This is a genomic window from Streptococcus sp. HMSC072G04 (assembly GCF_001813295.1).
Classification (GTDB): domain Bacteria; phylum Bacillota; class Bacilli; order Lactobacillales; family Streptococcaceae; genus Streptococcus.
The window spans coordinates 48342-68870 of sequence record NZ_KV812044.1 but is presented as its reverse complement, the minus strand read 5'-3'; the positions used below and the strand labels follow the sequence as shown (position 1 = coordinate 68870).

Genomic DNA, 20529 nt, shown 5'->3' with positions numbered 1-20529 from the left:
TTTTATGATACAATTAAGAAGATAATGTCTTCGGACAAGTTTAACGAGAAAAGGAAGATGAATGATGACAAAACGGATTACTATCATCGAAGTAAAAGACTATGTTGGTCAAGAAGTGACCATCGGTGCTTGGGTGGCCAATAAATCAGGTAAAGGAAAAATTGCTTTCTTGCAATTGCGTGACGGAACTGCCTTTTTCCAAGGTGTAGCTTTCAAACCAAACTTTATCGAAAAATTCGGAGAAGAAGTGGGTCTTGAAAAATTTGACACCATCAAACGCTTGAGCCAAGAAACATCAGTGTTTGTGACTGGTATTGTCAAAGAAGACGAGCGTTCTAAATTTGGTTACGAATTGGATATTACGGACATCGAAGTCATCGGTGAATCTCAAGATTACCCAATCACTCCAAAAGAACACGGGACAGACTTCTTGATGGATAACCGCCACTTGTGGTTGCGTTCACGTAAACAAGTCGCTGTCATGCAAATCCGTAATGCTATTATCTATGCAACTTATGAGTTCTTCGATAAGAACGGTTTCATGAAGTTTGATAGTCCAATTCTTTCAGGAAATGCGGCGGAAGATTCAACTGAACTGTTTGAAACAGACTACTTTGGAACACCAGCCTACTTGAGCCAATCAGGTCAGCTTTATCTTGAAGCTGGTGCAATGGCCCTTGGTCGCGTCTTTGACTTTGGTCCAGTATTCCGTGCTGAAAAATCTAAGACTCGCCGTCACTTGACTGAGTTCTGGATGATGGACGCTGAGTACTCTTACTTGACACATGATGAATCACTTGACTTGCAAGAAGCATATGTCAAAGCTCTTCTTCAAGGTGTTTTGGATCGTGCTCCTCAAGCCTTGGAAACATTGGAGCGTGATACGGAGCTCTTGAAACGCTACATTGCTGAACCATTCAAACGCATCACTTACGATGAAGCGATTGATCTCTTGCAAGAGCATGAAAACGATGAAGATGCGGATTATGAGCATTTGGAACATGGAGACGACTTCGGTTCACCACATGAAACATGGATTTCAAACCACTTTGGTGTGCCAACCTTCGTGATCAACTATCCAGCTGACATCAAGGCCTTCTACATGAAGCCAGTTCCTGGTAACCCAGACCGCGTGCTTTGTGCCGACTTGCTCGCACCAGAAGGCTACGGAGAAATCATCGGTGGTTCAATGCGTGAGGAAGACTACGACGCTCTTGTTGCGAAGATGGAATCTCTTGGCATGGATCGGACAGAGTATGAATTCTACCTTGACCTTCGTAAATACGGTACAGTTCCACACGGTGGATTTGGTATTGGGATTGAACGGATGGTCACTTTCGCAGCTGGTACTAAACACATCCGTGAAGCCATTCCATTCCCACGTATGTTGCATCGTATCAAACCTTAATAGACGTAAAAACGCCATTAGGCGTTTTTAACTTTTATATTTGCTCCTAAAAACTATGAAAGGAAACTCAATGCTGAAAATAGACATCATCGATGGGAAAGAATACGAGGATGGTCAGGGGGCTTTGATCGCAGATCTAGACCATAGTATTCAACAGATGCTCAAGACTTCCTATCCTGAAAGTCAAATGGATGATTTTATCACGTATAAAAATTTGAGCCAATATTGTATGGATTATCTAGGTCAGATTATTGATCGTGCCAATGATAAAAACGAAGCCATTAAACAGCAGGTAACAGCTGTCATGCCTGAAAGCGAGCGTCCCTTTAACGTTGAAGACCGCTTGACAGCCAGCTATACCTTCGGTCAGCGGGTGGCGGATTCGGTTGCACGCTTTGGTGGTTCATGGACTTTTATCATTAGTTTTATCCTGATGATGGCTATTTGGATGCTGATCAATGTCCTGCATCCTTTTGGCTTGAATTTTGATCCTTATCCGTTCATCTTGCTCAATCTTGCGCTTTCTACTATTGCGGCGATTCAAGCTCCTTTGATCATGATGAGCCAAAACAGGGCAGCAGATTATGATCGCCTGCAAGCGCGAAATGACTTTAACGTCAATATGGAGTCGGAAAGAGAAATTCGCTTACTGCATACGAAGATTGATCATATGGTTCAGCAAGACCAGACGGATTTACTGGAAATTCAAAAGTTGCAAACCGAATTGTTGGTGTCCTTGTCTAATCAATTGGCCCAGCTGCGTCAAGAAATGAATCAAGAAAAAATGAAGGAGGTGGAGAAGATGTAGGCAAATCTAAGTAAGTCTTTTAGAAACACTTATATAATCTATTGAAAGAGGAAAAACAATGTTTAAAAGAACTTACAAACGCAATATTTCACTCCTAACAGGTTTGGAATTTACATCTTATTTTGGAATCACCAGTTTTTGGATTTTATTTTTTATTCAGAATGGTCTTTCTTTACTTCAAATTGGTCTATTAGAGAGTATCTTTCATGGGACGAGCCTTTTATGTGAGATTCCATCTGGTATGTTGGCCGATCGATTTAGCTACAAGACTAATCTCTATTTGGCTCGCTTGTCCAGTATTGGATCCTCGATCTTGATTTTATTTGGTCAGGGGAATTTTTGGATCTATGCCATTGCTATGATGGTCAATGCTTGGTCTTATAATTTTGACTCGGGGACCAGTACAGCTTTCTTATTTGATTCAGCTGTGGCAGCAGGTCAAAAAGACCGTTATCTTCAGATTTCTAGCTTCTTGTCTGGTGTGGCCGAAGTCACCCGAACGTTAGGTACAGTCGTGGCAGGCTTCTTTATTCACGGAGCATTGGCTTGGACCTATTATATTGCTATTGGGCTTTCCTTGCTTTCCATTCTTTTGATCTTTCTGATGAAAGAGCCAGAGAGCAAGAGTGATGAAAGAAGTCACTTGACCTTAAAGCGGATATTGGAGGTAGTGAAACAAGAATGGCAGGAAAAACCAGTCTTGTTTTACTGGATGCTCACCTATCAGTTGGTAGGGACCATCATGTGTATGTTTTATTTTTACTACCAACAGAAAATTAGTGACTTAGCTAGTTGGCAAGTTTCGCTCATCATGTTAATTGGTAGTGGATTCAATCTCCTAGCGGTTTATTTGGCCAGTCAAATCGGGAAAAAATGGAATAGTAATCAAGTCTTTCCGATTCTGGTTGCACTGACAGGTTTGGTCTTGCTTTTGGTAGGTTTGAAGACTCCATTCGCCTATCTGAGTGTCTATCTCTTGACCAATGCCCTTTATGCCGTTTATCAACCCATTTACTACAATGATTTACAAGCTTATCTGCCATCCAGTGTACGAGCAACCATGCTGAGTATCAATTCGATGATGTTTAGTCTATCTATGATTGTCATCTTCCCTTTGACTGGGTGGTTCATTGATAGTTATGGATTTGTAGCAGTCTTTATCGTATTAGGCCTTATAACGCTATTCTCTTTCCCTCTCTTGATGTTTGGATTGGGGAAAATGGGAAAGACCTTAAGCAAGGTGCCAAAGACTGAATAACGCCTTAAGGTTCATGATTCTAACAAGGCATAGATAGAAGAATAGCAGAGAAACTATCGTTGAATAAACTCTTGCTTAACAAAAGACAAGTTTTTTGTTACTTGTCTAACGACTCAACTCTCTCTGCTCTGCAGGGAGAGTTTTTTCATCTTAAGAATTTGTGGTAAAATATGTATATCTATAAAAAAAGAATCGAGTCGTATGAAATCATTATTGAAGTATTTTAAGGGCTATTTATGGGAAACTTTTCTAGGGCCCGTGTTTAAACTTTTAGAAGCTATTTTTGAATTGTGTGTCCCCTTAATCATCGCCCACTTAGTCGATCAGGTCATTCCGAAAAAGGAAACGAGCGCAGTGATGATGACGGTTGGTGTTTTGTTTTTATTTGCGAGCTTTGGGGTTGTCGTAGCTATTACGGCCCAGTATTTTTCTTCTAAAGCAGCTGTCGGCTTTACCCGCGAGATGACCAAGGATTTGTATGAGAAAATCTTATCGCTTCCAAAGGACAAGCGAGATAGGATCGGGACTTCTAGTTTGGTAACCCGTCTCACTTCTGATACCTATCAAATTCAGGTTGGGATCAACCAATTCTTGCGCCTCTTTTTGAGAGCACCGATTATTGTCTTTGGTTCTATCATCATGGCCTTCACCATCAGTCCTAAACTAACCCTTTGGTTCTTGGGGATGGTGGCGATTTTAACCCTGATTATTGTGATCATGTCACGGATTGTCAATCCGCTATTTGCTAAGATTCGGAAAATCACAGACCGGATGGTTACGGTGACGCGTCAGCAATTTCAAGGGATGCGGGTGATTCGAGCCTTTGGACAAGATGCTAGTGAATTAGAGGATTTTAGAGAGGTCAATCAGGACTACAAGATCTGGCAAATTCGCGCTGGTATCTGGTCTAGTTTGGTGAGTCCCTTGACCTTCCTTGTGGTCAATACGACCTTGGTTTGTGTCATTTGGCAAGGACAATTGAATATCTCTGCTGGTCTTTTAACCCAAGGGATGTTGGTCGCTTTGGTCAATTATTTATTACAAATTTTAACAGAATTGATCAAGCTGGCTATGCTGGTCACGTCTTTAAATGTCAGCTATATTTCAGCCAAGCGTGTGCAAGAGATTTTCGATTTGAAGGAAGAAGACCTCTTAGAAGCTTTGCCAGTAGAAACTGCAAGAGAGCAAGAAGCGATCAGCGCAGAGAAAGTTTCATTCACTTATCCAACGGCTTCAAGCCCAGCTCTAGAAGATATTTCCTTTGTTCTGGATCATGGACAGATGTTGGGAATAATCGGTGGTACAGGATCTGGGAAGTCTACCCTGGTTCAGTTATTGAGTCATTTGTATGCTGTGAGTCAGGGGAAATTAGCCCTCTATCATCAAGGTTGCTCTCCTAAAACTCTTAAGGAGTGGCGGGAGTGGGTTGCTGTTGTCCCACAGAAGGCAGAGCTCTTTAGAGGGACTATCCGCTCGAATCTCTTACTAGGGATGGAAGAAGGTCTATCGGATGAAGATTTGTGGTGGGCCCTAGAAACAGCTCAGGCGGCTGATTTTGTCCGTGAAAAAGAAGGACAACTCGATGAGCAAGTGGAAGCCTTTGGGCGAAATTTCTCAGGAGGCCAACGTCAGCGGTTGACCATTGCGCGTGCCCTTTTGAAGAAATCTCCTTTCTTAATTTTGGATGATTCAACCTCCGCCTTGGATTATTTGACGGTAGCTCGTCTCTTAAAATCGATTAAAGAAGAATTGAGGGATACGAGTTTGATCCTAGTATCTCAACGAACCAATAGTCTCAAGTCTGCTGATCAGATTTTGGTCTTGAACAAAGGACATCAAGTAGGACTGGGAAATCATGATTTCCTTTTGTCTAGCAATGAGATTTATCAAGAAATTCATGAATCACAACACGGGAGGGAGGAAGCATGAGTCAAAAACGTTCTAGTTATGTAAAACGTCTGTTTAGAGATTTTGCTCACCATCCCGGGCTCCTGATTCTAGCTAGTCTCGGAACCATCGCTCAAGTGGCCTTAACAGTCTGGTTACCGATCCTCATCGGACATGCGATTGATTTAGTCATCAATCCTCAAGGGATGACAGTCTTATGGCCCGTTTTGATCCAAATGGTTCTGGTCATTGTGGTCAATACCTTGATCCAATGGATCAATCCTCTTGTCTACAATCAATTGGTCTATCGGTTTAGCCAAAGTCTAAGAGCAGAAGTTATGGAAAAAGTACACCGATTGCCCTTGTCTTATCTAGATAAACAAGGGAGCGGGGACTTCGTCAGTCGCCTCACGACCGATGTAGAGCAACTCAATAGTGGTCTTCTGATGGTCTTTAACCAGTTCTTTGTTGGCCTCTTAACCATTCTTGTCACCATCGTGACGATGGCAGAATTGGATTTCTTTATGATGGTGGCGGTTCTGGTCTTGACCCCTTTATCCCTGGTGATTGCTCGTTTCATTGCCAAGCGCTCCTATACGCTTTTCCAAGCGCAAACCAAGGCGCGTGGTCTTCAAACTCAGTTGATCGAAGAGTCCTTGACCCAGGAAAGCTTGATCCAGTCCTTTAACGCTCAGGATCAATTCCGTAAGGCTTTTAAAGGGACGAATGAAAGCTATGCCAATTATTCCCAATCCGCTGTCTTTTATTCCTCAACTGTCAACCCTGCCACTCGCTTTGTGAATGCCTTGATTTATGCAGTAGTGGCTGGATTTGGTGCTGTACGCATTATTTCGGGATCTCACTTTACTGTCGGTCAATTGGTGACCTTCCTCAATTATGTCAACCAATACACCAAGCCCTTTAATGATATCTCCTCTGTCTTGTCAGAACTCCAAAGTGCCCTTGCCTGCGCAGAGCGCTTGTACAGCGTCTTGGATCAAGCTGAGGTCGAAGAGACAGGGCAACGGGTCCTGGAAAGTCAGGATGTTAAAGGTGCGATTGGTTTTGAACACGTCACATTTGGCTATGATTTGGGTCGGACCTTGATCAAAGATTTAACCATTCATGTTCCAGCTGCCAGTAAGGTTGCCATTGTAGGACCTACAGGAGCAGGGAAGTCGACCTTGATTAATCTGCTCATGCGTTTCTACCCTGTTAATTCTGGAGAGATCACGATTGATGGGGTGCCAATTACGGACTACACTCGTGCCTCTTACCGCCAACAGTTTGGTATGGTCCTGCAAGAAACCTGGCTCAAGGTTGGGACCATTCATGAAAATATCGCCTTTTCTCGTCCAGATGCAACTAGAGAAGAAGTCATAGAAGCAGCCAAAGCCGCCAATGCAGATTTCTTCATTCGGCAGTTGCCACAAGGGTACGATACGTATCTTTCAGATGCTGGAGAGTCTTTGTCTCAAGGACAACGCCAACTCTTAACGATTGCGCGGGTTTTCCTTTCAGTTCCTAAGATTTTGATCTTGGATGAGGCGACATCCTCCATCGATACTCGGACTGAGGTCTTGATTCAAGATGCCTTTAATCAACTCATGAAGGGACGGACCAGCTTTATCATTGCTCACCGCTTATCGACCATTCAAAATGCCGATATGATCCTTGTCATGGTGGATGGCGATATTGTTGAACATGGCACTCATGAAGAGCTAATGCAAGCGCAAGGTGTTTACTACAAGATGCAGACAGCTCAGCAACAGATTAGTTAGAATGAAAAGCATTTTCAGATTTGAAAATGCTTAGATTGAAGATAAAGACATATTCAAAACTTTCCTTAAGTGAGTACGGACGTCAGCGAACTTCTACGAAGTTCCATGACTTAGTTTTGAACCTAAGGTTTCAAAACTCCCGAGTGCTAGAAACTGATTTGTTTCTAGCACTTTTCTCACAGCGGAAAGTTTCAATATTTTCTTGATTCATTTTAAAAATTGAAACTCATTGTTGTTCCTTTTTAGAAACGCTTTACTTATTTTATTTTAAAATAGTTAGTCCACATTCTAAGCATTTTCAGGTTTGAAAATGCTTTTTTAGTCTAAAAAAACATCTAGCAAAATTGCTAGATGTTTCAGAAACTTTATCTTTTTAAACGTTTAGAACCTTATCCAAGAATTCTTTCAAACGTGGGTGTTGTGGGTTGTCGAAGATTTGGTCTGGTTTACCGTCTTCGAGGAATTCACCGTCTGCGGTGAAGATGACGCGGTTGGCTACTTGGCGGGCAAATCCCATCTCGTGGGTAACGATGATCATGGTCATGCCTTGCTCTGCCAACTCTTTCATAACGTTCAATACATCTCCAACCATCTCAGGGTCAAGGGCAGAAGTCGGTTCGTCAAAGAGCATAATATCTGGATTCATGGCAAGTCCACGTGCGATAGCCACACGTTGTTTTTGACCACCGGAAAGGCTGTTTGGATTGGCATCGGCTTTATCTGCGAGACCAACTTTTTCCAACAATTCCATACCGACTTTTTGAGCTTCTTCACGGGTCATCAGTTTGTGCTCTACTGGCGCAAACATAATGTTTTCAAGGACGCTCATGTGAGGGAAGAGGTTGAAGTGTTGGAAAACCATCCCGATATTTTCACGGACCAAATCAACATTGGTTTTTGGATCGGTTAGATCATATCCATTTACGGTAATTTGACCTTTTGTAACTTCTTCGAGTAGATTGAGACTACGAAGGAAGGTCGATTTACCAGAACCGGACGGTCCGATAATACAGACCACATCCCCTTCGTAGAATTTTGTTGAGATTCCTTTTAAGACCTCATTTTCACCATAGTATTTGTGGAGGTCATGGACATCAATTTTTAATTTAGCCATTAGTTAACCTTCTTTTCTAATTTTTTTGCAAATCGTGTTAGCAAGGTGATAATCACGAGGTAGAAGACGGCAAGGATCGCATACATCTTGAAACTTTGGTAGTTTCGAGCGATGATGATCTTACCAGTTTGGAAGAGTTCTACCAATCCGATCGCAGAAACGATCGTCGTATCTTTCAGGGCAATGACGAATTGGTTAACAAAGTTTGGAAGCATGAGTTTGGTTGCTTGTGGCAAGATGATCTTGCGCATGGTCTTGCCATAAGAGATCCCAAGGCTTCGGCTAGCTTCCATCTGTCCAATCGGTACAGCTTGGATCCCCCCACGGACAATTTCTGCGATATAGGCAGCAGCATTGAGAGAGAGGGCAATAGTACCTGCGACAAAGTCGTTAATTGGGGATTGATGACCTGTGACCGATTCAATCAAGTTTGGAATTCCCCAGAAGATGAAGGCGGCGAGGATCATGAGTGGGATCCCACGAATGACATCGACAAAGATTTCAGCTGTCCAGCGGAGCCATTTATAAGGGCTAACACTAAACATCCCGAAGATAACACCGATCACCATAGCAATGGCGAAAGAGAGAAGTGCAAGGGCAAGAGTAACACCCAAACCACTTAACAGTTGTTTGTAGTTGTTTTGGAGCAAGCCCCAGATCGTTGTTTCATCTGCTGTTGTACTTGAAGTACTTGACTTGCTATCTGCTTTAAGGTATTTATCGAGAATCTTTTGGTATTGACCACTTTTCTTCAAGTTTGCAAGACCGTTATTGAACATCTCGATCAATTCAGGATTTTCACCTTTTTTAACGGCAAATGCTAGTTGACCACTTGGAGTTCCTTCGATAGGTGTTTTGAATTTACGTCCTTGTTTAATAGCGTATTTGATAACAGGTTCGTCATCCATGATCGCTGCAACAGAACCAGAATTCAAACTGTCATACATAGAAGCTCCGTCAGAGAAGGTTTTGATCTTGTAACCATATTTCTTTTGGTTCTCTTCAAGGAAGTTTTGTGAGGAAGTACCGTTTTTAACACCGACTGTCTTTCCTTTAAGGTCATCATAAGAATCAATCTTGCTACTTTCTTGAACGGCTAGAATAGAATTGGCCGTGTAGTATGGTTCAGAAAAATCAAATGTTTCTTTCCGAGCATCTGTTACGGTCATCCCTGCGATCATTCCTTGCGCATGGCCGGATTGGACATCACTTACCGCTGCGTCAAATCCAGGATTATTAATCTCGATGGTAAATCCTTGGTCTTTGGCAATAGCCTTGATCAAGTCCATATCGATCCCTGTGTATTTGTTTTTTCCATTTTGGAAGACAAATGGTGCAAAAGATGAGTCACTTGAAATGCTATATTTTGATTTTTTAGGAGTTGCTTTTTGACCAGCAGGAGTAGTTGTTTCTGGAACGGCACTGTTACTTGATGATTGGCTTTCACCTGTCCATTTCTTGATGATCTCATCAAGTGTTCCATCAGCTTTCATTTGAGCGAGAGCCTTGTTAAATTCAGTGATTAACTTTTCATGATTTCCACCTTTTTTAACACCAAAGGCAAAGCCACCGACTGCTTCCCCGTCCATATTGATAGCTAGGTCCTGACCCTTTTGGATGGCGTATTGAATAACAGGTTGGTCATCCATGACTGCATCCACTGCACCAGCTGATAAACTGTTGTACATGAGATCACCAGTATCAAAGGTCTTGATCTTGTAGCCGTACTTGTCCTTATTTTTATCGAGGAAGCGTTGGGCTGCAGTTCCGTTTTTAACACCGACTGTCTTCCCTTTTAATTGGCTGTACTTCGTGATTTTATCGGCTTTCGTAGTCGCGATGACAACTTTTGTATCATAGTAAGTATCAGACATGGTGAAGACTTTTTCACGTTCTGTTGTTTTGGTCATACCGGCCATGATGGCATCTGCTTGACCAGCTTGAACTGCATTGACCGCTGCATCAAATCCAGGGAAGGATTTATCCAAATTCCAGCCATTGATTTCAGCGACCTTGTCCAAGATCTCTACGTCAATTCCTTTATAGGTTTGATCTGAATCCTTAAATTCAAATGGTGCATATGCTGTATCGAAAACGACCTTGATCGTCTCAGCATGAGCATGACCAGCGAATGCAACGAATGGAAATAAGAAAAGCAAACATGCTAGTAATTTTTTCTTCATTTCTGTCTCCTTTTAATTCTTTTCTCTTTGGGTATTTGACCCATGAGCACTTTGACCAAAGGATGGCCTTAAAAAAACAAATCATTCATACCAAAACGAGTATGAATGGTCTTATGTTCTTCTATAAGAGCTATTATATCAGAAAAAAGTCGTTTTTGCAAGAAAAATCCAGTTTTGATGTTAGGTTTTCTTACATGAATCTGTATTGCAGGTCTGGATTTTCTTTGTTACAATGGACCTATTAGATAAATGGAGGTTGATCATGAAGAAAGGAAAGATCATTCAGGATATAAAAACAAACACATCTATGCCAGTTCTTATTTCTACACTATTCTATGTATTTTTAGCCTCCTTCTTTATAGAAGGGGGACTATGGCTTAGTAGTGAATTGGTGGGACCATTTTCCTTAGTGATAGGTTTTCTGGCGGAGTTCTTTTCACCAGGAAATGGGACAGCAAGTATTCAAGAATTTTTCTACCATTATCTTCTCTATTATGAGCTTTTCAGTTTTGTAATCATACTATTTCTCTTTATTTTTTGGGTGAAGGTCATAGAGAAGAATGCTTTATCAAGTTTAGGCTTTGTAAAAAGAAATTGGCTCAAGTATCTAGTCTGGGGGATTTTGATGTCCCTTGTTCAAATGGGAGTGATTGCGCTTATCTACCAGGTAAGTGGCATTGGGACTTTTGAATTAAATGAGCTCAGTTTAGAACCCATCCTCTTTATTCTAGGCTTATTCCCATTTTGGCTCCTTCAAGGAGGAACGGAAGAAGTGGCCACTCGGGGTTGGCTCCTAACTCGGATTGCAGCCAGAACTAATTTGCCTTTAGCAATCGCGATTTCTAGTAGTCTCTTTGGCATTCTGCATATGGGAAATGCAGGAGTGACCTTCTTATCCGTTCTGAATATCATCCTCGATGGAGTGCTAGCTGGTCTGCTTTTTATCTATACGGATAGTATCTGGCTAGTGGTCGCCCAACACGGCACTTGGAACTATGTACAAGGAAATCTCCTTGGTTTTCAAGTCAGTGGCACAGGCGCAGATGCGTCTATCTTTAGTTTTACCATGGGAGATGGACCTGACTGGTTGACTGGAGGGGCATTTGGAGCAGAAGGATCAATCATCACCACTCTGGTTCTTCTTGTATCCCTAGTGATTGTCTATCGCTTAGGGGAGAGGAAAGAAAAGTTTGCTGACTAACCTCTCTGTAATGTCTGAAAGTCATATAAGAAAAAGACAAACACCAAAAATGACGTTTGTCTGCATTTTGAGCCGAACACATAATGATGAGTTCGGCTTTTTCTATATAATAATGGGAATGATTAGTATCACTTGTGCACCATTATGAATATTTTCTAAATGCATATTTCCATTATGAAGTTTCATGACACGTTTCACGAAAGATAAACCAAGTCCAAAGTGACTTTCTTGAGAGGGTGTTCTTGCTTGGTCCTCTTTATAGAAAAGATTTCCAGCATGTTGTAATACATTTTTTGAAAAACTAGATTGATTATTCCATATGGTTAGAACTAATCGATTATTTTCTTGTGACATTGTTAGCTGGATCTTTGCATCATTTTCTTTTTGATGCTGTATTGCATTATTAATAATATTGGTGATTGCTCGAAAAAATAGATTGGAATGAATGGCAATTTGTGTCGATGGAGTTACTGTATTTGAAAAAACAAAATGTGTATTTCTGGGGAGTAAAGGAGTGATATGTTCCTTCAATTGGTGAGCTACTTGTTTAATTGATATTTTTTCAAGTTGAATATCATGGTCGTAAAAGGTTTTGGAGTATTGGATAAAGTGGTTAAAATAATCGTTTAACTGAATACTTGCTTGCTCAAGGTCTTTAAGACATTCCATTGTTTGAGGTGTTTGCTCAGTGGATTGTAAGAATTCAGCATTTCCTCTGATAACAGTTAGAGGGCTACGAAGATCATGTGCAGCACTAGATACTTGAAACATGAGTTCTTTTTTTTGATCTTTTTCATTTTGAATTCTATTTTTTATATCAGATTGCATTTTTTCGATCAGATCATTTGTTTCAATGAATTCTTTAATCTGCAAATGGTGATGTTCATTTTTAGTGAAATATAGACCACTATGATAAACCATGTTCATTTCTTTTTGAATCTTGGTTAATAATTGTCTAATATTCATTACAATGATAAAAATTAAAATGATACAAAGATAAATCCAAGAACTGACGCTGAAAAATAAAGCAAAGCGATTGGCATTTTTCTCATTAATTCCAGATACAGAAGATAGAAGAGCTGGAACTATGTAAAAAAGTATCAGACATAGAAGAAATTGCCAAATGATTTTAAGATAGGTACGCTTAATGAGCTGTTTGATTGTCAATTCTTTTTCCATTTGTATCCTCCTCCCCAAACGGTTTTGATGGGGTCAATTTGATGAATCTTAAATTTTTGTCTAATTTGATAGATGTATTCAGTAATGGATCGTAGTTGTGCATCAGAGTCTACAGGATAGAGGTAATTGTAAAGTTCTTCTATGCTAAATATTCGGTTCTCATTTTTTGCTAAAAGATAAAGTAAATCAAACTCTCGCTTAGTTAATGAAATTCTCTTTGATTGATAATAAACTTCTTGACTATCTCGATAAAAAGTTATATTTGACTCCATCTCTTCTTTAGAGGCGTTGTGAGATCTTTCTTCCCTACGAAGATGCATTTGAATTCTTGCAATCAATTCCTTTATGCTGAATGGTTTTGTGATGTAATCATCGGCTCCGGCTTGTATTCCTTTTAGTAAATCTTCTTCAAAATCTTTGGCGGTTAGAAATAGAATTGGAGTAGTAATTTGTGAACGAATGGAACGACAGATTTCTAAACCAGAAATAGGCATCATGACATCAAGTAAAATTAGATCGAATCCAGTAAAGTCACAGATATTGATCTCCTCTATATTTTTACGAGTTTCCACGTGAAAGTTGTTCGCTTTTAATGCATTCGCTATTAATCGTAAGATTTTTTCATCATCGTCAATGGCTAAAATTTTATACTTCATAGTTCCTCCAATTATATGAGCATATTATAGCAAATCTAGAATGCAATTTGTTAGAAATGAAGAAAATAATTATTCTGATAATTTCCTGATTTTCTCCTGTTATACTTGCTCCAAGTGAAGGTGGAATTTCACTAAAAGTCAGAAAGGAAAAAGAATGAATGATAACAATTCAAAAGCTACATAAGGAATATAATAATAAAATTGTCCTTCAAAACGTGTCTTTCAAAGCTAAGAAAGGTGAGATTACTGGATTGATTGGACCGAATGGATCTGGAAAATCAACTTTAATCAGAATTTTACTTGGTTTAGAAAATAGTCAAATGGGCATGGCGTTAATCGATGGAAAAAAATACTCTCAATTGGGAGATAATCCTTTTTGTATTGTTGGATCATTCCTAGACAGTTGTCAACCTTATCCAACAAGAACAGGATTTCAGCATCTTCGGTGGATTGGCTTGGCTTGTGGCGTTGACAAAAATAGGTGCAACGAATGTTTAGAGTTGGTGGGGTTAAGTGAAGCTAAAAATAAAAAAGTAAAAGACTATTCATTAGGAATGAAGCAACGTCTTGGTTTAGCAACAGCCTTATTAGCAAATCCTGACATCTTAATTTTAGATGAACCAATCAATGGACTAGATCCAGAAGGAATACGCTGGGTACGCAATTTTTTGCAGTCTTTTGTCAATGAAGGTAAGACTGTATTAATGACAAGTCATTATATGAGTGAGTTAGAATTAACTGTAGATCATTTGGTTGGGATTTCTAATGGGAAGATTGTTATTGATGCTCCTACCAAAGACATTTTGAAACAGTTTGGATCTTTTGAGGAGGCATATTTTAAGGCACTCGAAGGGAAAGAAGGTGAATAATATGTTGAAGCGTTCCTTTTTTAGTGACCTCTATAAATATTGTAGTTTACCTACTTTTAAATTCACTTTTTTTCTTATTTTGGGAGTCAGCATATTTTTTTCAATTCAAAATATCCAGGTGATAAATGCTTTAGTAGAAGGAAATGGACAGGCTGTTAACCTTGATCCATCTATGCTATCATCGAATCCAGTCTATACAGTCAGAGATGCTCTCTTATCCTCACCCTACCAAGCAAGTGTTATTTTCTTACCAATTTTAGTTTCACTTGTTTATTCAACCCATTACCAATTTGGTGATGATAATTTTAATCAGTTATTGATCCCAAACTGGAAAGTTCGTCTTACTGGGTTTATTGCAAGTTCGATTGTCTTATCGTTACTTGCTACTTTAATATTTTCTATAGTAAACGCTATTATTTTACTCGTTTTTCTAGATTCAACTTTAAAGAATTATTTAGAATTTACTTTGTTTTTAGATGTTACGGTAAGAGTTATGATATTTGCAATCGTTCTTACTTTATTAGCTTTACTTTTCGTAATAGTAACGAAAAAATCAATGACTTCATTAATTGCAGATGTTTTATTATTGGTAATCACTTTATCAGGTATTTTAAGAGGAATTTCCTCTAAAATTGAAAATCTATTGCCTTTGATTGGAGCAAAGTCATTTGCTTTTGGCCGAATTGAAGGGACTCAAACGAGCCAATTATATGGATTTACACTTTTAGTAGTAGAAGGAATCTTGTTCTTGGTATTCATAATGCTTGTAGAAATGATTCGAATGAGGAGGAAGAATGGCAAGAATATTTTTTAGTCTTATCGTCAAAAAATATAGTTTAAAACCCGTAAAGTACCAGATAGCTATACAGTCACTTTTGATAGGTTTTGTGTGTCTCTTAGGTGTTTTACCAGTTTCAATCAATGATACTGTTGTACAATTATCTATAAAGCAAGCTCTTGTTTTTGCATCAATGCTCTCTGTTAGTATTGGGTGTGTTAATGCATTTGTTGAGTTACAATCTCACGAAACAAAACTGGTTTATTTGGTAAGTGGAAAAAGGATCTTAAGTTCAATTAGGATCCTGTTCGTAGAGTTATGTGATGTAGTACTACAATCAACCTTATATTTCATTGTACTACTTATATGGTTTCATTTTTTTAGTAGCAAAAATGGTGTCAGTTTAGAAATTTTCAGTTTCTATTTGATTGGCTCCATCCAATACTTTTTGATTTCTTACTTCTTAAGTTATTTTTTCAAAAGTCCAATGGGTAGTTTAGCTATTTTGCTACTATTTCCTATTTTGGTACAACCATTCATAGAAAGAGTAGTGGAACCATTGACTAGTTATCTTTTTTATAATATTATTGCGGAAACAATATTAGGGAGAGTTTCCTCTTTGCAACTCTGTACGTACGTTATCGGACTTGTATGCTCACTTGGAGCAACTCTCTACCTCTTGGTAAGGAATCAAGAAGTTAAGTAGTAAATTGATTTCGTAAAAATGATACTGATGAGCAAACCTTGCTAATTTTGTAAATCAATGACATTGATGTTTATTACGAATTTCATGGTTTTAGAATAAAAGACAAGACTTTCGAAGTAATTGCGAGAGTCTTGTTTAGTTTTCACGCTAATGCGTATCCAATTAATGATATTGTAATTCGGGCATGTATCGATTTAACGGATCATTTTGTAACATATTGTTTTCCCTTTCATTCCTCATCTCAGAGAATTCTAGTGATTTATGGTAAAATAAGGTCTATATATGTGAGGTCAAAGAGATGATTAATCGAGTAACTGATAACAAATTTAAACTAGTATCCAAATACCAACCGTCTGGGGATCAACCGCAGGCCATTGAACAGTTGGTGGATAACATCGAGGGTGGTGAAAAGGCGCAAATCCTGATGGGGGCGACTGGTACGGGGAAGACCTATACCATGAGCCAGGTTATTGCCCAGGTCAATAAGCCGACCTTGGTCATCGCCCACAATAAAACGCTAGCAGGCCAGCTCTATGGAGAGTTCAAGGAATTTTTCCCTGAAAATGCCGTCGAGTACTTTGTATCTTACTATGATTACTACCAGCCAGAAGCCTATGTGCCATCGAGCGACACCTATATCGAAAAGGATAGCTCGGTCAATGATGAGATTGATAAACTTCGTCACTCCGCAACCTCAGCTTTGTTGGAGCGTAACGATGTCATCGTTGTAGCTTCCGTCTCTTGTATTTATGGTTTGGGTTCGCCTAAGGAATATGCCGATAGCGTGGTCAGTCTGCGTCCAGGTCTGGAGATTTCTCGTGATAAACTGCTCAATGACCTGGTGGATATCCAGTTTGAGCGTAATGACATCGACTTTCAACGGGGGAAATTCCGTGTTCGTGGGGATGTGGTCGAGATTTTCCCAGCTTCGCGTGATGAACATGCCTTCCGTGTTGAGTTTTTCGGGGATGAGATTGAGCGGATTCGTGAGATTGAAGCTTTGACTGGCCAAGTTCTAGGAGATGTGGACCACTTGGCCATTTTCCCAGCCACTCACTTCGTGACCAATGATGACCATATGGAAGTAGCCATTGCCAAGATTCAGGCGGAACTAGAAGAGCAATTAAAAGTCTTTGAAAAAGAAGGCAAGCTTTTAGAAGCTCAACGCTTGAAACAACGGACGGAGTACGATATTGAAATGCTACGGGAGATGGGCTACACCAATGGCGTCGAAAACTACTCCCGTCACATGGATGGCCGGAGTGAAGGAGAGCCTCCCTACACCCTTCTTGACTTCTTCCCAGAAGATTTTCTCATTATGATCGATGAAAGTCACATGACCATGGGCCAAATCAAGGGTATGTACAATGGAGACCGCTCGCGCAAGGAGATGTTGGTCAACTATGGCTTCCGTTTGCCGTCTGCTCTTGATAACCGTCCTTTGCGTCGTGAGGAGTTTGAAAGCCATGTCCACCAGATTGTCTATGTGTCTGCGACACCGGGTGACTATGAGATGGAACAAACCGATACTGTCATCGAGCAGATCATTCGTCCGACAGGTCTACTCGATCCTGAGGTGGAAGTGCGTCCGACCATGGGACAAATGGACGACCTCTTAGGTGAGATCAATGCACGTGTAGAACGTGGAGAGCGGACTTTTGTCACCACTCTGACCAAGAAGATGGCAGAAGACTTGACCGACTACTTTAAAGAAATGGGTGTTAAGGTCAAATACATGCACTCGGACATTAAAACCTTGGAGCGGACGGAGATTATTCGTGATTTGCGTCTGGGTGTCTTTGACGTCTTGGTCGGGATCAACCTTCTTCGGGAAGGGATTGACGTACCGGAAGTGAGTCTAGTTGCCATCCTCGATGCTGACAAGGAAGGTTTCCTTCGTAATGAGCGTGGTCTGATCCAAACCATCGGTCGTGCAGCTCGTAATAGTGAGGGTCATGTGATCATGTACGCAGATACTATGACTCAGTCTATGCAAAAAGCCATCGATGAAACAGCCCGTCGTCGGAAAATCCAGATGGCTTATAATGAAGAGCATGGCATTGTGCCACAAACCATCAAGAAGGAAATCCGTGACCTGATCTCTGTTACCAAGGCGGTGGCCAAGGAAGAAGACAAGGAAGTGGATATTACCAGTCTCAACCGCCAAGAGCGCAAGGAACTGGTCAAGAAACTGCAAGGTCAAATGCAAGAAGCCGTCGAAGTGCTTGATTTTGAACTGGCAGCGCAAATCCGCGATATGATGTTAGAAGTCAAGGCTTTGGATTAGATAGGAGGGAAGAATGAAGATTATCATTAAAACAATGGAAACTCCTGAAGAGATAGAAGGAAAATCTCTCGTTCATTGGCAAACGTGGAGAGAGGCTTATGACAATCTTTTACCCGCGGAATATCAGGAGACGATGACATTAGATAGATGTCGTTTCTTTAGTCAAAAGTATCCAGAAAATACCTTGATTGCGATGGATGGAAAGAAGGTCGTTGGATTTATCAGCTATGGAAATTTTTGTGATGAAGCCATTCAAGCTGGTGAAATCATCGCCTTATATGTTTTAAAAGACTACTATGGAAAAGGTGTGGGTAAACAGTTAATGCATTCTGCATTTGCTGCTCTCGATCATTTCTCTGAGATTTATTTATGGGTATTGAAAGATAATAAGCGAGCCATTGCTTTCTATCAAAAAATGGGTTTTACTCTTGATGGCCAAGAAAAAATACTTGAACTTGGAAAACCTGTTAAGGAATTGCGGATGATGTGTTCTTCAAATAAAAATTCCTAAAGGACCTATCTATCAATCTTTGAACCATTATCAATTAATCAAGTAAAAAAATAAAAGAGATAGAATGAACTAAAGAGATGAAGGAGAAGACGAATGAAAATTTTAGTCATCAATGGACATCCGGATAAGGAAAGTTACTGCCAGGCTATTTTTCAAACCATTGTCGAAACTATTGACTCAAATCGCCACGAGCTTAAAGTGATCAGTCTCAATGAAGAGGACTTTGATCCTGTCCTTCGCTATGGTTACCGAAAACGGATGGAAAAAGATTCCTTTATCCTTCATTCTCAAGAATGGATCCAGTGGGCGGATCACCTGATCTTTGTCTATCCCATCTGGTGGAGTAGTATGCCGAGCCTCCTGAAAGGTTGGATCGACCGGGTCTTTACACCGGGGATTGCCTACTCAGCCAATGATCAGGGTAGCTTCATCTGGAATTACCTCAGAGGCAAGCAATTCAAGAAGTTGCTCAAAGGAAAAACAGCCAGTATTTATGCGACCTCCATGGCGCCTACTTGGTGGTATAAGATCTTTTCAGGTCCTTTCAACATTCCTGATAGTTATGGCATCTCTGTTTTGAAGAATGCCGTCTTGAACCACTGTGGGATTAAAACCAAGCTTGTCTGCATTTTGGGAGAAGTCGGCCGGGATGTGAACACCGCTAGCATTCGAGAACACCATCTCCAAAAGGTAGCAGCAGAAGTGAAGAAACTATCATGAAACAAGATTCTAAGAGACACAAATAATTAAAAAATAGTACAAGGTAAAGAGAAAGACAGATAACTAGACCGATTTGAAAAAAGGGTAAGAAGCTAATGGGGAAAATCCACTCAAATGAAAAATAATCAAAGAAAATCAAATACAAAAAAGAATCTATCAAGGAGAGAAAGTTTTCGATTTTGGATGGATTCGCATAAATTATTAGGCTTCTTCTTGGTATTTGGTCTAATCTTAGGAATAGGAATAGGTATCAATCTTATTTTTAATATTCTTCCTATTCCGTCGCCCTATAGAGATATCAATTATAGTTTTCCATTATATATAAATCTTTTTTGTCTGGTGTATCGATTATTTGACTATTGGTTCCTAGACTTATCTGGGACAAGGATGACAATAAAAAGATATGCAGATTTATTTATTTATCTTAATAGTATCGGTTTAGTGGTCCATCTTTTTATCGGGGTTGGTGGGAAAAATAGTAAGGGGCTCCTGCCTTCACTCTTATCCCTAGATCACCGCTATATTTGGTTTCCTATAACAACCTATCTGGTCTTTTTTACCGTGTCTGCTTTAACGATTTTGCTTGTGAAATATATCGAAACAAAGAGGAATAAATCATAGAAAGGAAATATATGTCACGTACAACGCCTACTACACTGTGCAATCTTTGCATGGTCGAAGATCTTGAAAATGGGAAAGTAGTCCTCCAATACCGCTCACCTGAAAAGACTCACTGGGCTGGCTATGCTTTTCCAGGTGGCCATATCGAAGAAGGAGAAAGCCTTGTAGAATCCGTCATTCGTGAAATCTACGAAGAGACAGGACTGACAATTACAAATCCAAAACTGGTCGCAGTCAAAGACTGGCCACAAGATGAGGGCGGCCGCTACATCGTCTTTTGCTACAAAGCAACAGAATTCACAGGCCAGCTAAGATCGTCTGAAGAAGGAGAAGTTTATTGGGTTGAGAAGGATCAATTAGAAAAGTTGGACTTGTCCTACGATATGCTTCCTCTGCTGGAAGTGATGGAAGACCCGGACTTGTCTGAGTTCTATTATCGCAAACGGACAGACTATGATTGGGAAAAATTAAGATTTTAAGCAAAGGGCTAGAGGTATCTAGGTCTCAGATTTAAGATAAATTCATCTTAGAAACTTTCCTTAAGTGAGTACGGACGTCAGCG

The 20529-nt window shown here is 40.1% G+C and carries 18 protein-coding genes; 14 read left to right on the top strand and 4 right to left on the bottom strand.

The genetic code is table 11. The features are described 5' to 3' along the window. Window positions 1-61 precede the first annotated feature (61 nt). The 5 genes from asnS to HMPREF2904_RS09600 all read left to right on the top strand — a co-directional run bounded on the left by asnS (window position 62) and on the right by HMPREF2904_RS09600 (window position 7142). The gene (gene asnS, locus HMPREF2904_RS09620) at window positions 62-1408 is read left to right on the top strand and encodes an asparagine--tRNA ligase (protein WP_003014677.1); all 1347 of its coding nucleotides are present in this window, start codon (window positions 62-64) and stop codon (window positions 1406-1408) included. Between the two features lie 70 nt (window positions 1409-1478). Continuing rightward, entirely contained in the window at window positions 1479-2216 is a 738-nt protein-coding gene (locus HMPREF2904_RS09615; RefSeq protein ID WP_003014764.1) for a DUF1003 domain-containing protein, read from the top strand. 58 nt (window positions 2217-2274) lie between these two features. Further along, window positions 2275-3474 carry an MFS transporter gene (locus tag HMPREF2904_RS09610; protein ID WP_070662318.1) on the top strand — a complete coding sequence of 400 codons (1200 nt, stop codon included), beginning with the start codon at window positions 2275-2277 and terminating at the stop codon, window positions 3472-3474. 201 nt (window positions 3475-3675) lie between these two features. Beyond that, window positions 3676-5403: an ABC transporter ATP-binding protein gene (locus tag HMPREF2904_RS09605; protein ID WP_070662315.1), complete on the top strand. Its 1728-nt coding sequence runs from the start codon at window positions 3676-3678 to the stop codon at window positions 5401-5403. Next, window positions 5400-7142 (top strand): ABC transporter ATP-binding protein, encoded by a 1743-nt coding sequence (locus HMPREF2904_RS09600; protein ID WP_070662312.1) that lies wholly within the window; start codon window positions 5400-5402, stop codon window positions 7140-7142. The genes HMPREF2904_RS09605 and HMPREF2904_RS09600 overlap by 4 nt, the downstream gene beginning before the upstream one ends. A gap of 373 nt (window positions 7143-7515) precedes the next feature. Here HMPREF2904_RS09600 and HMPREF2904_RS09595 read toward each other — a convergent pair whose 3' ends face one another. Beyond that, a complete protein-coding gene (locus HMPREF2904_RS09595) occupies window positions 7516-8256 on the bottom strand; it encodes an amino acid ABC transporter ATP-binding protein (protein ID WP_003007564.1) in 741 nt (246 codons plus the stop codon). Further along, on the bottom strand, window positions 8256-10439 hold the full coding sequence (locus tag HMPREF2904_RS09590) for an amino acid ABC transporter substrate-binding protein/permease (RefSeq protein ID WP_070662309.1): 2184 nt from the start codon (window positions 10437-10439) through the stop codon (window positions 8256-8258). The genes HMPREF2904_RS09595 and HMPREF2904_RS09590 overlap by 1 nt, the downstream gene beginning before the upstream one ends. A gap of 262 nt (window positions 10440-10701) precedes the next feature. Here HMPREF2904_RS09590 and HMPREF2904_RS12155 point away from each other — a divergent pair, with 262 nt between their 5' ends. Continuing rightward, window positions 10702-11640: a CPBP family intramembrane glutamic endopeptidase gene (locus HMPREF2904_RS12155; protein ID WP_176744627.1), complete on the top strand. Its 939-nt coding sequence runs from the start codon at window positions 10702-10704 to the stop codon at window positions 11638-11640. A 102-nt stretch (window positions 11641-11742) separates the two neighbouring features. Here the strand turns inward: HMPREF2904_RS12155 and HMPREF2904_RS09580 are convergent, their stop codons facing one another. Further along, on the bottom strand, window positions 11743-12819 hold the full coding sequence (locus HMPREF2904_RS09580) for a sensor histidine kinase (RefSeq protein ID WP_070662306.1): 1077 nt from the start codon (window positions 12817-12819) through the stop codon (window positions 11743-11745). Further along, window positions 12804-13475, bottom strand: a complete 672-nt coding sequence (locus tag HMPREF2904_RS09575; RefSeq protein ID WP_070662304.1) for a response regulator transcription factor — start codon at window positions 13473-13475, stop codon at window positions 12804-12806. Before HMPREF2904_RS09575 ends, HMPREF2904_RS09580 begins: the two co-directional genes overlap by 16 nt. A 158-nt stretch (window positions 13476-13633) precedes the next feature. Here HMPREF2904_RS09575 and HMPREF2904_RS09570 point away from each other — a divergent pair, with 158 nt between their 5' ends. The 8 genes from HMPREF2904_RS09570 (at window position 13634) to HMPREF2904_RS09535 (ending at window position 20446) form a co-directional block, all read left to right on the top strand. After that, the gene (locus HMPREF2904_RS09570; protein WP_023918267.1) at window positions 13634-14344 is read left to right on the top strand and encodes an ABC transporter ATP-binding protein; all 711 of its coding nucleotides are present in this window, start codon (window positions 13634-13636) and stop codon (window positions 14342-14344) included. Between the two features lies 1 nt (window position 14345). Then, entirely contained in the window at window positions 14346-15158 is an 813-nt protein-coding gene (locus tag HMPREF2904_RS09565) for a hypothetical protein (protein ID WP_070662301.1), read from the top strand. Further along, window positions 15139-15828, top strand: coding sequence for a hypothetical protein (locus HMPREF2904_RS09560; RefSeq protein ID WP_070662298.1), 690 nt, complete (start codon window positions 15139-15141; stop codon window positions 15826-15828). Before HMPREF2904_RS09565 ends, HMPREF2904_RS09560 begins: the two co-directional genes overlap by 20 nt. A 298-nt stretch (window positions 15829-16126) precedes the next feature. Continuing rightward, a complete protein-coding gene (gene uvrB, locus HMPREF2904_RS09555) occupies window positions 16127-18115 on the top strand; it encodes an excinuclease ABC subunit UvrB (protein WP_003001891.1) in 1989 nt (662 codons plus the stop codon). A gap of 13 nt (window positions 18116-18128) precedes the next feature. Next, entirely contained in the window at window positions 18129-18626 is a 498-nt protein-coding gene (locus HMPREF2904_RS09550; protein WP_070662295.1) for a GNAT family N-acetyltransferase, read from the top strand. A gap of 93 nt (window positions 18627-18719) precedes the next feature. After that, a complete protein-coding gene (locus tag HMPREF2904_RS09545) occupies window positions 18720-19346 on the top strand; it encodes an NAD(P)H-dependent oxidoreductase (protein ID WP_070662292.1) in 627 nt (208 codons plus the stop codon). Window positions 19347-19460: 114 nt separating this feature from the next. After that, entirely contained in the window at window positions 19461-19967 is a 507-nt protein-coding gene (locus HMPREF2904_RS12055; RefSeq protein ID WP_256263285.1) for a hypothetical protein, read from the top strand. An 11-nt stretch (window positions 19968-19978) separates the two neighbouring features. Continuing rightward, the gene (locus tag HMPREF2904_RS09535) at window positions 19979-20446 is read left to right on the top strand and encodes an 8-oxo-dGTP diphosphatase (RefSeq protein ID WP_176744626.1); all 468 of its coding nucleotides are present in this window, start codon (window positions 19979-19981) and stop codon (window positions 20444-20446) included. Window positions 20447-20529 lie beyond the last annotated feature (83 nt).